Source organism: Cohnella sp. WQ 127256, assembly GCF_024519285.1.
In the GTDB taxonomy this organism is placed as follows: Bacteria; Bacillota; Bacilli; order Paenibacillales; family Paenibacillaceae; genus Cohnella.
In genome coordinates, this window is record NZ_JAMZCY010000003.1 from 140161 (window position 1) to 155352 (window position 15192).

At 47.6% G+C, this 15192-nt stretch carries 12 protein-coding genes; 7 read left to right on the top strand and 5 right to left on the bottom strand.

Annotated elements, in window-relative coordinates:
• Positions 1–23 precede the first annotated feature (23 nt).
• The 4 genes from M1K58_RS10790 to M1K58_RS10805 all read left to right on the top strand — a co-directional run bounded on the left by M1K58_RS10790 (position 24) and on the right by M1K58_RS10805 (position 6803).
• Positions 24–965, top strand: a complete 942-nt coding sequence (locus tag M1K58_RS10790) for an ABC transporter permease (RefSeq protein ID WP_256758854.1) — start codon at positions 24–26, stop codon at positions 963–965.
• 22 nt (positions 966–987) lie between these two features.
• Positions 988–1875: a carbohydrate ABC transporter permease gene (locus tag M1K58_RS10795; protein WP_256758855.1), complete on the top strand. Its 888-nt coding sequence runs from the start codon at positions 988–990 to the stop codon at positions 1873–1875.
• A 66-nt stretch (positions 1876–1941) separates the two neighbouring features.
• Positions 1942–3714 carry an extracellular solute-binding protein gene (locus M1K58_RS10800; protein WP_256758856.1) on the top strand — a complete coding sequence of 591 codons (1773 nt, stop codon included), beginning with the start codon at positions 1942–1944 and terminating at the stop codon, positions 3712–3714.
• Between the two features lie 83 nt (positions 3715–3797).
• Complete coding sequence (locus M1K58_RS10805; RefSeq protein ID WP_256758857.1) at positions 3798–6803, top strand: FlgD immunoglobulin-like domain containing protein; 3006 nt, start codon at positions 3798–3800, stop codon at positions 6801–6803.
• Between the two features lie 112 nt (positions 6804–6915).
• On the opposite strand, the gene M1K58_RS10810 is transcribed toward M1K58_RS10805, so the two are convergent.
• On the bottom strand, positions 6916–7677 hold the full coding sequence (locus M1K58_RS10810) for a ThiF family adenylyltransferase (protein ID WP_256758858.1): 762 nt from the start codon (positions 7675–7677) through the stop codon (positions 6916–6918).
• On the bottom strand, positions 7674–8285 hold the full coding sequence (locus M1K58_RS10815; RefSeq protein WP_256758859.1) for an N-acyl amino acid synthase FeeM domain-containing protein: 612 nt from the start codon (positions 8283–8285) through the stop codon (positions 7674–7676). The genes M1K58_RS10810 and M1K58_RS10815 overlap by 4 nt, the downstream gene beginning before the upstream one ends.
• Before the next feature lie 149 nt (positions 8286–8434).
• On the opposite strand from M1K58_RS10815, the gene M1K58_RS10820 reads away from it, so the two are divergent.
• Complete coding sequence (locus M1K58_RS10820) at positions 8435–9637, top strand: HD-GYP domain-containing protein (protein WP_256758860.1); 1203 nt, start codon at positions 8435–8437, stop codon at positions 9635–9637.
• A gap of 83 nt (positions 9638–9720) precedes the next feature.
• Here the strand turns inward: M1K58_RS10820 and M1K58_RS10825 are convergent, their stop codons facing one another.
• The 3 genes from M1K58_RS10825 to M1K58_RS10835 are packed head-to-tail and all read right to left on the bottom strand — an operon-like array spanning position 9721 to position 12647.
• Positions 9721–10722, bottom strand: coding sequence for an SGNH/GDSL hydrolase family protein (locus M1K58_RS10825; RefSeq protein ID WP_256758861.1), 1002 nt, complete (start codon positions 10720–10722; stop codon positions 9721–9723).
• Positions 10723–10771: 49 nt separating this feature from the next.
• Positions 10772–11755, bottom strand: a complete 984-nt coding sequence (locus M1K58_RS10830; protein ID WP_256758862.1) for an alcohol dehydrogenase catalytic domain-containing protein — start codon at positions 11753–11755, stop codon at positions 10772–10774.
• A gap of 1 nt (position 11756) precedes the next feature.
• On the bottom strand, positions 11757–12647 hold the full coding sequence (locus tag M1K58_RS10835; protein ID WP_256758863.1) for an alcohol dehydrogenase catalytic domain-containing protein: 891 nt from the start codon (positions 12645–12647) through the stop codon (positions 11757–11759).
• A 268-nt stretch (positions 12648–12915) separates the two neighbouring features.
• On the opposite strand from M1K58_RS10835, the gene M1K58_RS10840 reads away from it, so the two are divergent.
• Both M1K58_RS10840 and M1K58_RS10845 read left to right on the top strand, forming a co-directional pair.
• Positions 12916–13785 (top strand): AraC family transcriptional regulator, encoded by an 870-nt coding sequence (locus tag M1K58_RS10840; RefSeq protein WP_256758864.1) that lies wholly within the window; start codon positions 12916–12918, stop codon positions 13783–13785.
• Between the two features lie 102 nt (positions 13786–13887).
• Positions 13888–15174 (top strand): ABC transporter substrate-binding protein, encoded by a 1287-nt coding sequence (locus M1K58_RS10845; protein WP_256758865.1) that lies wholly within the window; start codon positions 13888–13890, stop codon positions 15172–15174.
• Positions 15175–15192 lie beyond the last annotated feature (18 nt).

Consider the following 15192-nt stretch of genomic DNA (forward strand, 5'->3'; position numbering starts at 1 on the left):
GCACAGCGTGAGGAGGAGCAAACTTGGAGGCAAAGGCGGCGACCGGGTGGTCGAGAGGCCGGAAAAAGAAACGGAAATACAGCATCAAATTGTTATTGATGGCTCTACCTTTTATCGTTGCGGTTTTCTTGTTTTACTATGTTCCCTTATTCGGATGGATCTATGGCTTTTACGATTACAAGCCGGGCATCCCTCTTGCGCAATCGGAGTTCGTCGGGCTTAAATATTTGCGGATCGCCTTTATGGAGCAGGGGATGGATCTCGTGCGGGTATTAAAAAATTCGCTTGTTCTGAGCTTCTTGGGTATTTTGGTATCACCTGCGTATGTTCTGTTTGCGATTTTGCTGAACGAGATGAGGGGGAAATGGTTCAGAAAATGGGTTCAAGTGACGACGACATTGCCGAATTTCATTAGCTGGGTGCTCGTGTATTCCGTGTTTTACGTTTTCTTCGCCGTGTCGGACGGCGTGGTCAATAACGTGCTGCTCAAGCTGGAATGGCTGCACAATCCGTTCAACTTCCTAGGAAATAGCGACATTGCTTGGGCGTTCCAGACGCTAGTTGGGTTGTGGAAAGGGCTTGGCTGGGGAGCGATCATCTATTTGGCTGCTATCGCGGGAATCGATCAAGAGTTGTACGATGCAGCCAAAGTCGACGGCTCTGGAAGATTTCGAACGATATGGCACATCACGGTTCCTGGAATCATGCCGACGTTTATCGTGCTGCTGTTGCTCAACGTCAGCAACATGCTGAACAACGGCTTCGAGCAATTTTACGTTTTCTATAACGCGTTGGTCGCAGATAAGCTGGAAGTTATCGATTACTACGTTTACAAGATCGGGTTAGAGACGAACGACTTCTCCTACTCAACCGTGCTGGGTATGTTCAAGACGGTCGTTAGCGTTACCGTTCTGTTCAGCGTGAACTGGATCGCCAAAAAAGTACGTGGAGAAAGCATCATTTAACAGGAAGGAGAGGAATCTGCCCTTGAGACGCGAGCGTATTCTCGACATCTCTTTTCATGTCTTTAACTATACCTTTTTCGCGATCTTCGCATTGTGCTGTGTGTACCCCTTTTATTACATCCTGATTAATTCCGTAAGCGATCCGATCATGGTGACCAAGGGAATCTATTTATGGCCGAAGGGCTTCAATGTGACGGTTTATCAGGAAATGCTGGGTCAGCGGTCAATTTCAGTCGCGTTTGGGGTTTCACTTTCACGAGCCGTGCTCGGAACGATCCTAACTGTCTTCAGTTGCGCACTGTTCTCGTACATCATCACGAAGAAGGAAATGCCATTTCGCAAAACGGTTTATCGTTTCGTCGTCGTTACTTTGTACTTGAACGCGGGACTGATTCCCTGGTACCTCACGATGAAAATGCTTGGATTGAAAAACAGCTTCCTGCTCTATATTTTGCCTTCCGTCATCGTCGGCTTTTTCGTCATTTTGATGAAAACGTTCATCGAACAAATCCCAGTGGCGCTTGAGGAAGCCGCGGTTGTTGAGGGTGCCGGATTTTTTACGATATTCGCGAAAATTATATTTCCGGTTTCCTTGCCGATCATCGCGACGATTACCGTGTTTAACGCGGTGAACCAATGGAATTCCTGGATGGATAATTTGTTTCTAGTGAACGACCCGAATTTGCAAACACTGCAGCTTACGCTCCTTAATTTCTTGAAGCAATCGGAGGCGCTAGCGCAAGAAACGACAAGACGAATGATGGGCAACCAATCGGCCGGGCATCAGATCTCGCCACAGAACGTCAAGATGGCGATTACGATGATCGTAACAGCGCCGATCCTCCTAATTTATCCGTTCATGCAGAAGTATTTCGTTAAGGGAATCATGTTAGGTGCCGTTAAAGGTTAGCGCGTATACAGAACCTGATTATTAAGGGTTTTCGTATATAATTACACTCATAGGAGGGTTAAAACGATGGACAGAAAGAAAAGGAAGAGTATATCGGCATTAATCGTCGTTCTTGCCGTGTCGGTCATGGCGGGATGTACATCATCGGGGGAAAACGCACAATCGGCCTCCCCGTCCGCTTCCGGAGCAAGCTCACCTGTGGTTCAAGAGGAATCCCAAGCGACGAAGGAGCCGGTGACGTTGAAGCTGACAAGCGACGGCGCATTATTCATGTCGACGCTGGCGTCGGGTGCCCAGAGCGATCCGGTCATGCAGGAAATTCAGAAGAAAACCGGCGTAACGCTTGAGCTAGACACGCAAACCGATGACAAGAAGTTTAATTTGATGCTAGCTGGCGGAGATTTGCCGGACATTATTATTTTGCAGAACTCCTCGAAATATTTGAAGCAGATTATCGAAGGGAATCAAGTCATTCCAATGGATGATTTGATAGAGACGCATGGGCAGTCCATCTTGAAGGAGTCTCCTTCGAAGGTCGAGATCAGCAAGCAGTTTTTCAGCAACGGAACCGGGAAGCTATATGCTATCCCAGGTATCGCAAGCCAGAAGGGGCCTCAATACAAGTACGCTAACCACGCGTATAACATTCGCTGGGACTACTACAAAGAGTTGGGTTACCCGGCCGTCAACAACTTGGACGATTTCCTGAACATGCTTGCAGAGATGCAGAAGAAACATCCGACGAATGCTCAGGGGCAGAAGGTTTACGGATTGGCTCCGCTGTTCGATTGGGGACTTGTTCCTTACGAGATGTTCGACCGGTTATTTAATCGGATTAACCAAAATAACATGTTCGTTTACCTACAACCAGGATCTTTCATGCCGGCAGGTGGTATTCTGGATCCGAACGTCGCTTATTGGGACGGAACGAAGTTTTATCGCAAGGCGAACGAGATGGGTGTGCTCGATCCGGATGCCTTCACCCAGAAATACGAGAATTTCACGGAAAAGGTTAAAAGCGGCCGCGTCTTGTTCTCGCCGTGGAAATGGGCGGGAGTAGACGAATCTAATGCGGCATTAGCTAAGGAAGATCCGAAGACAGGCTGGGTACCGATGCCGCTACCAAAGGGACAGACGGTTTATCTAGGGGAGTTCGGAACGAACGGATTTTCGAATCGCTTGATTATGATCTCGAAAAATAGCAAACACCCGGAAAGAGCCATGGAATTGATTAACTACTTGCAATCCATGGAAGGCTCTAGATTAATCCAGAACGGTATTCAAGGCAAGGATTGGGATGTCGTTGACGGTAAGCCGCAGTGGAAGCAAGAGACGATCGATGCTCAGAAGAACGATCCGAACTTCCAAACAGCGACAGGTATCGGGCTCTATTGGAACCTCGCCGGCTTCGTAGATAATTATACGGATGCGGAATATAACGTGCCGATGAATTTCACGAGCAACATGGATTTCTGGAAGAGTCAGATGTCAGAACTGGACAAGGACTATTCCGACCATTTCGGAGTGTCGTATCCAGGTGAGCTCGTGGAGAAACGCGTGCAGGCCGGGGAAATCCAGACGATCCATTATGATATGGATAACGAGCTCGGTAAGGATGCGAGCATGCCGGATGACATTAAGCGGATCGAAGCCAAGGTGACGGATTATTTGGTCCGGATGGCGCCGAAGCTGATCTATGCCAAGTCTGAAGAGGAGTATAATTCGATCCAGGCTACGATGATGGATGAGTTAAAGGGAATGGATGCTCAGAGAGCGATCGATTACTGGATGACGAACATGACGAAAGCAGCCGAGACGTTTGCCGGGCTGAAGAAGTAATCAGAGGCATCAGACTAGCGTGGACAGAGGGGAGACGAAAGTCTCCCCTTCTCATTACTGGATATATGGGAGATGAGGGTAGGATGAAAGCAGTCAAAGGGATGGCAATGGGGATTTTGGCTTTGTTAGGAGCTGCGATGTTAGGCACGAGTACCGGATATGCCCAAGAAGAGTCGATCTCTGACAATCGCTTTACTTTCTTCAACGGGGCCGCGACCGTTGCGGATACAACGGCACCGGACGGTTATTCGGCGCATATGTCCAACAACGGGACGGGTTGGAATATTCAGTATCAGAATTGGGATTTCGGAACGCTTAAAGCGGGGGCTCTGTACGACGTTTATGCTAAAGTCAAAGTGAAGCACGCGGTCTCCCTTCCAAGCGGGAACGCCTTTACGATGGGCGTATACGATCTAACGGACGCGAACTCTGTATTGCCGAGCAAGACGGTTGCGGCAGCCGAAACTCAAGATGGGATATGGAAAGAAGTTAAAATCGGAACCTTTATGCCTAACGCCGGAGTGAATGCTCTAAGCATCTACGTAGGTGGCACAGGTAACGTTGGTCAAATTTCGGATATTTATGTAGACGCTTTCATGTTTAAGGAGCATAAGAGCTATACGATTGAAGATAATCTTTTCTATACATTCAACGATGCATCGCTGGTGTCCGACGGAATGGCCGTGGACAATAGCGCGGCCAAGCTGCTGAACGGATCGGGCACGGGATGGAACATTCAGGCTAAGATCGATGGCTCCCGCGTGGAAGCGGGTAAGACGTATAAGATTACGGCGGGATTCAAGCCGGAAAGATCCGATTGGAAGACGTCGTCGGGCGATATGTTCGGGTATTTGGTCTACGATCTGACTACAAATAGCATGCTGGTCCAAACAACGATCGTAAATTCAGCCTCATTGTCCAAAGTGTTATATTTCGATCAATTGCTGATCGGCTCGGTCACGATCGATCCGACCCACGATGTACGCGTATGTTTCTTCCCGGTGAACAACGCGGCGAATTTCCCAGCGGTTAAGATAGATAGTGTAACCCTATCTCAACAACCGTTGGACGAGAGCGCCTCGAAGATCATCCATGCCTACCCTTACAAGCTTTCGCCCTCTAATCAAGATGGGCTGAACGACTCCACTCAAATCAAGTATTCGCTAGCTTCGCCGCAGACGGTGAGCGTGTCCGTTCAGCGATATTTGGATCAGACGACGGTCAGAACGTTAACCGCCCCTTCCGCGCAATCCGGAAACCAATCGGTCTTCTGGGATGGAAAAAACGACAGCGGCCAGTACGTTGGCAATGGGTTATACACGATTCGAGTCAGCAACGGGACAATCGATCTGCTTCGTACGAATGTTCAGGTCTTTCCAGGCGTAACGCTGACGCCTTCCCCGAACACGGTTAAGAACGACGTTCCGAAAGGCATTTTCTACGAGGCGGGAGCTATTCCTTACAACATCGGGGATGCGGGCGTCTATCTAAACAATACGTTCGGCGATATTCACAACCTAGGAGCGGATACGGTTTTCTTGGCCAATTGGCACGCGAAGCCTGCGGGAATCTACTCCGAAACGTTAGCTCAAGCCGCTCAGAACCAATTAAAAGTCGTCGGGCTTCCGGACGCTTACTCATTATTTAACGAAACGTTATTTAATGACGAACAAGCGATGTACGAACATATTAACGGACTTGTAGCACCTTACCGCAACAACAGTGCCTTATATGCCTACTATTTGGCAGACGAGCCGGGCAACGATCTGAAGCTAGCCGACAATTTGAAGGATATTCAAAGAATGCTGGAAACGATCGACCCGAGCCGAGCGGTTATCAGCACCTTTATTGGTCTTGATCGCTTACCGTTGCACTATAATACCCAGAAGCCGAAAGTCATGAACATAGATCCTTATGGCGTCCGGGAAGGAAATGCGATCGGAGATTTCCGCAACATGTATCATTATCCGGGTTTTACTTTTGAAACCTACATGGATTTTGCATCTTATCAAACTCGCAAAGATGTGAAAGATGACGCTCCGATGTGGACGATCCTGCAAACAAATGAGTCGACCGGTTGGCTGCGCAATCCAACCGCCGCAGAAATCCGGGCGATGACCTATGGAGCGATCGGGCATGGTTCCAAAGGCTTCACTTACTTCGTGTATCAAACGGAGCTCGATTGGATCGGAATTGTGGATGAGAACTATAATCCCGCGCCGGATTATCCGATTGTCCAGACGCTCTTTAGCGAAATCGAAACGTTAAAGCCAACCCTTAAGCGGATGAAAAGAATCGCTAACGTCGCGACCGCAACGGGAGGCGGGAACGTTGCTTATGCTAGCGCGGAAGTCACGACCCATATCGACACTGTGACGGGCGACAAGTATCTCGTCATCGTGAATCACGATTGCGAGAACGCCGCGAACATAAGCATTACCATCGACCGGGCCGCACTTGGCATGGATATCTCCGCGGTGACCAACATGCTCGATCAATCGGGAATCGCCTATACGGCGAGCCCGACGGGCTATACGATTAGCAACCTGAATTTCGCCGCCGGGGACGGCAAAGTACTGAAACTGACGAAGGACGTTTCCCAGATCGTCTATGTCGGGGAAGATTCGGCATTCCACGTCAACAACGGTGCGGTGAAAAGCCTGAAAGACGTATCAGCCTCCGACTCCATGACGGCTAAGCATACCGTGACGGCATCGAGAACTTGGAATATTCAGTGGTTCTGGGAGCGAGCACAACTAACCCCTGGAACAACCTATGACTTGTACGCAGATGTGAAAATCAAATACGCTACCGACGTGTACAAGGATTCGAACGGAATCGATCGAATTTTTCAACCATCGGGGAATGCATTCTCTTATGGTGTATATGATCTAACCGCGAACAACTATCCGGTATTGGAAAAGCTTATGCCAGCAGCCGATATGGAGAACATGTTCTGGCATACCATTAAGATCGGCACCTTTGTTCCTTCCCAGACGAATAACCAAGTGGTATATATTATGCCTTGGGATAATCAAGGAAATGTTCAAGAGGTCTACGTAGATAAGTTCTATTTCGTGAAACGGTGATCTGGTAGGAAAGTGAATTTAGCTAAGTAAGGCTGTTTGAACAAAAGTAGCCCGTTATTGTCGAGAAAAACGACTATAACGGGCTTTGTTCTACGCTCCTTACACTTATAGCTTATGCTTCAAATTGTAGCTGGAAAGAATCCGGTACTAATAAAGGCTGTTTTCTGCCCAGCAGATGGAGAATCAACTGAGATACGAGAACGCCCGGTCCTAAAGCTTGTCCTACGCTGATCGTTGGAATTGTTCGGTTGATCAGCCATTGCTGTACATTTTCCATTGTGACATATGAAGGCAATTGGTTCGCATATCCTGTAGGAGGAAACGTAGTTCCTCTGAGTTCCTCAATCGAAATATCCTCAGGAATTCCTGCTACCTGTTCAATAGTCATACCGTCTGGTGCAAACGTAAGCACGGTAGTTCCAAATCCTAATGCGACCGCAGTGATGGTATATAAGCTATGACCGCGTGCTGCGCGATGTAAGGCAACCGCTTCAGGGAAAGCGAAATAATCGATAGCATCGATAACATAATCGGCTCCTTGGACGAAGCCGTCGACGTTCTGCTCGTTAACTCCGGCAGCATATTCGATGATTTCCAGATCCGGGTTAATTGCGAGCAGGTGATTTTTCAGCGCTGTTACTTTGGACATTCCGACCGTAAGATGAGTGGCCGCGCATTGACGGTTGATGTTAGATAGATCAAAGGTATCAGGATCAGCCAGAACGAATCGACCAACCCCCATTCGGGCTAGCAGCTCAGCCGAGAATCCGCCGATACAGCCGCAGCCGGCGATGGCGATGGTTGTTTGCTGAAGCTTGTTGACGTCCTCTTCGGACATAATTCCCAAGTTGCGTACGAACTGTTCCTTAATCATTGGATGACCTCCAAATATCTGGATTCGCGTTCCACGAAATACTCATATAAAGGAAAGCGTGCTTCTTTAATCGTGGATAGAATTTCTTCCAAGTTCAATACGCAAGGGATCGATTTGGATCCCAAGTAGACTTTCGATTCGCCGATTGTACGGAATGGAAACTTGAACACTCGATTCATGTAATTGTAAACTCGTTCATCCACGCAGCAAATCCAGTGCGTAATCCCGACCTGTTCCGAATATTGAAACACGGTCTTGATCAATCCGAGCGCGACATCGTGGGCGGGAAGCTTGGTGAAGGCGCTTAATTCGGCATACCGAAAGGATTCGAGCTGCTGGAGCCGCATTTTCTCGAGATCGTAGATATTAAAATTTTTCAGCGTGGGCAATTGATCGAGCTTTCCAAAAATTAACCGGGTTACCCCAACAACCTCCTCGGAATGAAAAGCATGAGCGGCTGTAAAATATACCGCATCGTCTTGATAAGGATCAACCTCGTTCTTGTGAAAAAAACCAACCTCCAAATATCTTTCGACATGAAGATTAACTGCCATTTCTCGCATTTTACCTCTAGCAATACTGTACACATAGGCCAAATCGTTTTTCATTGATATACACTCTCCTTAATTAGTTAAGATATTTATATTATCCTGTATCGATTTGTAATAAGATATCGCATTCTTTGACAAATACTGTCGAAAAACGGCGTTGGGTGTTAAACTGAAATTATAATGATGGATATGGATAGGATGGGATTATGCTAAGCGAAAGAAAGAAACTGTTACATTCCTACTATCAGGATCATCAGCGGAAATTGAGTCTGAATATATTGAGAATTGCCCTCATTTATTTATTGCTTAGCATTAGTTGGAATGCTGTATTTCTCATTTTTCAAGTTCAATATTCTAGAGCTAACATTTATTTTTTACTGCTACCGTTGATTGTCTTGTTGCTTGTTCTTGCCGTTAATCGCATCTATAAGATCAAGCCCATTGTCATACAGCATGTCGTGAATTTATTTTTAGTGTTTGTGGCTTGCTGCTTGTACTACGGTTCCGGTTATAGAGAGGCGTGGGGATATTTTCTGGCGATTCCTATTCTTGCGGGGCTTTACGGCAATTTACGGGTATTGTTCCTGTATTCAACGATAGGATTGGTTACTATGTTTACGGTTACCTTTGCGGATCCATTAGTTCTTGGTGTTTTCGACTCTATCGATTTCTCCAATCGGGTATTGCTTTACTTGGTTTTGGGTACATTCAGTTATTTACTCCCGAAACAACTAAATCAGCTCTATAACAATCAAGTGAATAGTATCATTCATTCGATGGAAACAACTATTGAACAGGTAGTCAAAACCTTCATCATATCAATAGAAGCCAAAGACAGTTATACGTTCGGTCATAGTGAGCGGGTGAGTAAATACGCGGTTGCACTTGCTTTAAGGCTTCCGGAATTTCAAGATAAGCAAAGGCTGGAAACACTCCGGCTGTCAGGATTGCTTCACGATATCGGAAAAATCAATATACCCGAAGCAGTCCTGACCAAGACGGACAAGCTGTCCGAGGAAGAATACGAGTTAATCAAAACTCATGCCGTCGTAGGTGGAAGAATGGTGGAGAAAATATCGGGACTCGGACATTTGAAGCCGGGTGTCCTCTATCATCATGAACGGTGGGATGGTGAAGGATATCCTACCGGGGCAAAGGGAAAGGACATTCCGCTGGAGGCGCGAATACTAAGCATTGCAGACGCTTTCGACGCTATCACGTCCACCCGATCCTATCGTCCCGCTAACACCCCGCTCAAAGCGATCGAACGATTAAAGGATAATAGTGGTACGCATTTCGATCCTGACCTGATCAAGCATCTCGACGAAGTGATGGTGAGCTGGATAAGAATCTATAAGGAATATAACGAAGACTTGAGCGAATTTGAGACGTTGCTTGATATGCCATGATACGGAGTTCAATAGAAAAGGCTGTCCGTTACCCCGTTAAACAGGGTTACGAGACAGCCTTTCTCTCTGTAGTTGATATTTGTTTACTTTTTCAGCATTGGAGCGAAAGCTTTGCTATAGATCCAATGTCCGTAATCGTTGGGATGGTTGATGTTGTTCAGTAGCAAGCTTTCCGGCGTTTTTCCAGCGGCAAGCTCCGTAACCCACTCTGCATGTGCGTCCGCGACGCCGATTCCGTACTCGCTGCCTAGTTGGCGGATGACGTCGGCGTACATGCTTGTTTGACCGCTCGTATGCTGCCAATCCGGATTGGGTTCACATGGCGTAACGAGGATGATATCGGTATCGTCGGCCTTGCGAATCGCATCAATCATAAACCGAAGATTTTTCTCGAAGTCTTCCAGCGACGTCGTGTTGCCTTGCTCCTGCTTGTTCTGATCATTCATGCCGTAGCCGATCGAGACCACAGCCGGATGGAGGGGAACGACATCCTCGTCCACGCGGCTCATGCCACCACTCGTATCCTCGCCGCCTATCGATTTGTTCACGATTCGGATTTGGGCTTGCGGATATAGACTTCGCAGCGTGTCCGCGAATCTCCCGAAATAAGTTAAGCTTTCCTCGCTGGCTTCCCCGCCCGTACTAATGCTGTCTCCATAGACAACGTAGACGATTTCTTCCCCAGCCTTAAGCTTACCAACCACGTGATTAAGCAATCCCGACTGTTCGATATCGACGGCAGTCAGGCTTTTTCCAGAGGTTTCGGATTCGGTTGAATAATCAACATAAACCGTGTAGGTTTGATTGCTATAATCGGGATAGAGGTTGTGGTCGAAACCGATCACCCCGTACATAGGATGAAGCGCACCGTCGGGGATCCGACTGTCCTCTGAGCGGCGAATGGTTCCTTGTTCATAGTCGATGATATAATCCTTGCCTTCCACGTAATCGATACGCTCTGGATGATCACTTCTAGAGCAGTTTCGCAAGGCGACGGGTTGTTCAGTAATTGGCTTGTACCGTAAGGGTAATGCTTCTTCTCTCATGAACACGAATGATTCTGCAAGCTGTCTATTATTCAACAAACTCCGTCAACCTCCTGATTATTCCATCTTCTCCCGTTCCGTTATCATTTTACCATTCTAAAATGACGCCTAGGAAAAATTCGGATTTATCCATGATCATCTGCCAAGCTTTCTCCGCTTCTTTCGCCTTAAACCTATGAGTAATTAAAGGTAAAGTCTGCAGCCAGCCATCCCGAATACCGATAAGAGTATCCTCCATTCTCTGTTCTGTCCATCCGGATGGGCTATGAAGGGTAATTTCCTGCGGGCGCAATTCCTGGATATCGACCATTCCTGTATCGCCTAGAAATCCGGCCGATACCAGATGGCTGTTCAGCTTCATTGCCGGCTTCAGCTCCCGAAACGTATCCATGGCGCCAACCGTGTCGACGACGACAGCAATATCGGTACGATCGCCGATCCAATCCTCCAATGCATTTTGCTTTAAGTTGTAGGAGTGAATCGTGGACGGAAGCAGGGCTAATCTTTGGTCGTGCCTGCCCAGCACGGTGACAACCGCTCCCCTATGAGCAAGGGTTTGTGCAGCCCATTGGCCGACCATTCCGTCACCGATCACGACTGCAACATCACCCGGTGAAACCGTAGGGCGGATGCCGCAATTGTATCCGACCTGAGTGAGCACCATACCGCTATATGCGATAGGATCTGCGTTCTCAGGTAGTTTCCAAACTTGGCTTTCATGGGTGACAGAAGGATTGATATGGCCGCCGGAGTCGAACATCATACCGCTTACCATACTGACAGAAGCGAACACGCGGTCGCCAGGTGCTAGGCCTTTGACCTGATCACCTACGCTCTGTACAATACCAACCTTCTGGTAACCCGCGACTTGAGGGAAAGGTAAGATGTCATCTGGTCGGGTCACCTGTTCTCCAGAAATTCTCTCTCCATATAAGAAAGAAGATTCTGTACCGTTGCTGATCCAAGAATACTCGAGGTCGATGACGACATCCTCTGGCCCTGGTTCTGGAACCTCGACCTCCATATATTGCACTTGTCTTACACCTGTAAAAACGACGGCTTGAGCTCGCATGTTAAACCTCCTCCGTACTTTTGACGAAATCGGTTGTAGGGTAGGAATACACTTTGATTGCTTCTTGTTTTACTAACAAATCTATCGTTTCTTGATAGCGATAAAGAGGTACATGATGGGTTTGCAAGCATTCGGTGTTCAAGCCTTTATTCACCACCAGATCGAGTAGGAGGGCTTGATCTGCTTCTCCGAATTTCCGGTATTGATAGGACTCCAGCTTAATGCCTTTAAACCAGAGATGCCCACCGTAACGGACTTCGCCCTTCAGTACGCCGAAGATGACGAGATGCGAGTCAATCCTCTCGAGTAGGCTTTGTACGGAAGCCGAAGCACCGACGCAATCGTAACCGAGGTCGAAGCGTTCCTCTCCTAAGTCATCCGAATGCTTAGCTAATCCAATTCCTAGATCGTTAACATAAGCAATTCTCTCTCTATTAATATCCACAGCGGTGACATTGGACGCCCCCATTAATCGGGCGGCTTGCATCGCGAGCATCCCCGCTGGTCCAAGACCTGATACCAGCATCGACTTTCCTGTGAGGTCGCCGAACTGCAGTAGTCCTATTAATACGCACTTTAATAACTCAAACGATACAGCCTGCTTCCATTCCACGGCATCTGGGAGCTTAATCAACTCGTGAGTATGATAATTCAAATATTCGGCATAAGCGCCATTGCCGATCAGATGCTCCAATGCCGCTACGCGGTCGCCAACCTTCAGAGACTGAACCTTACTCCCCACTGCAATGACCGTTCCTGCCATTTCATGTCCGGGGAATCCAGGGAGTAGAGGGTATTCTGGCTGCTTGGAAGCATCGAACATGTCCTTACCGCCCATCATGCTCATATCCCAACGCGGGCATGTAGACACGATCTCAATTTGTACTGTCACTTGATCCTCTTGGGGATTCTCCAATGGTATATCAATGATTTCGAAGGTGTTCGCGCCGATAATTTGTAGTGTTTTAATGAAAATCGCCTACTTTCATTTTCTAAGTATTGAACTGGATTCATTTAAGTGTACAATAGAGATGGAGAATAGTATTTGCACTTGATAGTCTTATTTATTTTAAATTTAATCCTGTTTAACAGTCGAATATAGCCTTTTAGATATTTATCATTTGAACAATATTGACATTAATTGTTTGAGGGAGATTGCAATGAAAATCAGATATTGCGGCGCTGGGACCATAGCTCGATCAGCAGAGTCTCCGGGTGGGGGAATGCATCCCTCGAGCCATGAGATTCTCTACATTACCGGAGGGAAAGTAAGATTTAAATGGAGGGGAAATACATGTGATGCCGAGGCGCCGGCCGTGTTCATTCTATCTGCGTCCACCCCACATGAGCTGATGAGCTTGGATGCCGAAGCGAAGTTCCGCTTCCTGGAGCTTGATGAGTTGGAGGAATTCCCGTTCACCAACATGCAGGTAGATGATTGGAATTTCATGCAGGCACGTAAGGATATTTATTCAAGAACGATGCTGGCTTCCTCCATTATTCAATCTCTTGATTTTGTCTATCATCTTCAATCGACGGGATTGGCTATGCAAGATTCGCATCTCGGCGAGGTATGTTTATTGGAAATCTCTAAAACATACAAGCTTATTGCGCATATTTTGGGGGACCCTGGGAAGGGTTCTGCCGAAGGAGACCGTAAGGTGAAGCATAAGTCTCGCGCAGCGGTTGATTTGTTGATCGATTATATGGATTGGCGGTATAAGGAAAATGTGACATTAGAGACACTTGCAGAAATCGTTGCTCTAGATCCTTCTTATCTCGTGCGGCTGTTCAAGAAACACATGAAAATGACGCCGTTCGAATACCTTCGCGATCTGCGCTTGAAGGCGGCTGCCAGTTATTTGTCTGGAAGCGACATGCCCATTAGTACCATCGTTCAGGAGACGGGATTCGCCAGCGTCCATTACTTTACTCGGTTATTTAAAGCCAGCTACGGGCAAAGCCCAGCAGAATGGCGTAAGCAGCTGAAAGGACCGGAATCAAGCGTAAACGGCATTCGCCGTCCTTAGGGATGGCGGATGAACGTATATGTCGGAGACGATTCAGAAAAGGTTAGCGGATTTTAACCTTTCTGAATCGTTGAAAAATCCAATTTAGGGTCGGTGAAGCAGTTGAGAAAATCAGCTATGTTCTTATTGGTGGGCATCGTTGGAGCGATGACGATCCTAAACGGTTGCCAGAGTGCGAAGACTCCTCCTACGACACCTACACCTCAGGAGATCATTAAGCTGCGGGTGTCCGGTTACAAGGCGGGCTCTGAGATTGGCGCGATACCAGAGCTAAACGATCAGTTCATGAAGGAGAATCCCGGGATTCAGGTTATATACGAAGGAATGCCGGGAGTCCCGTATTCCAAGTACATTAAGAACAAATTCGCGGTGAATGATGCACCTGATGTGATCATGCTTCACCCTGGAGAAGAGCACTGGGGATATGCCAAACTCGGGTTCATTCGCGATTTGAGCGAAGAGCCATGGGCGACTCAATTTACGCCGACAGCATTGGAAGCCGTCTCGCTTGACGGTAAGGTGTATGGGACGCCTAATGATACGGTCGTGCTCGGCGTCTATTACAACAAAGATTTGTTTAAGAAGCTTTCTTTGCAAACGCCTACAAACTGGAGCGAGTTTCTGGCCGTATGCGCCCGGTTGAAGGAAGCGGGGATAACACCAATTTCCATCGGAAACTATGATGGCTGGATGACATTGGTTTCCTTATTCGCGATGGGCTCCTCTCTAATTCAAGATCCGGACTTTAACCGGAAAATTAACGCTAGGGAGATCAAGTTCAACGGGACGTGGAACGAGATGACGAAGATGTGGTTTGCATTGAACGATATCGGCTATTTAACGCCGAACAGTACGACGGTGACGATGGATCAAGCGCAGAAGGAATTTACCGACGGACATGCGGGGATGTTCATTAACGGTAGCTGGGCGTTGGACGGTTTGTTGAAAGCAAACCCTGATTATAAGCTCGGAATGTTCGCGATGCCGGCTGCTTCCACCAAGGAAGGAACAGTCTTGACTGTGGCTGCGGGAACGACATGGGCGATTAACAACAAAACGAAGCAATTGGATGCCGCACTCAAATATTTGGATTTCTGGGCCAGAGAGCAAACGTTGAGGCAATGGACGCAAACTCAGGGCGCGTTCCTAACTTTACGGGGAGCGGAAAGCGATGTGCCAGCGGAATTGAGTGAAATATACGGATTCATCGAGGAGGGTCGTATTCACGAATATTTGTCTAATCGCTGGGAACAAAGCGGACCCGCCGTCGATGAATTGATGGCTTCGGTCCAGGGGGTATATTTGGATGCCCTGACTATTGAAGAAATGCTAACAAACGTGGACGACGCATGGGATAGATCGGCCAGCAAGGGAGGAGGATTCCGATAGACCGAATCCGCATCGGCC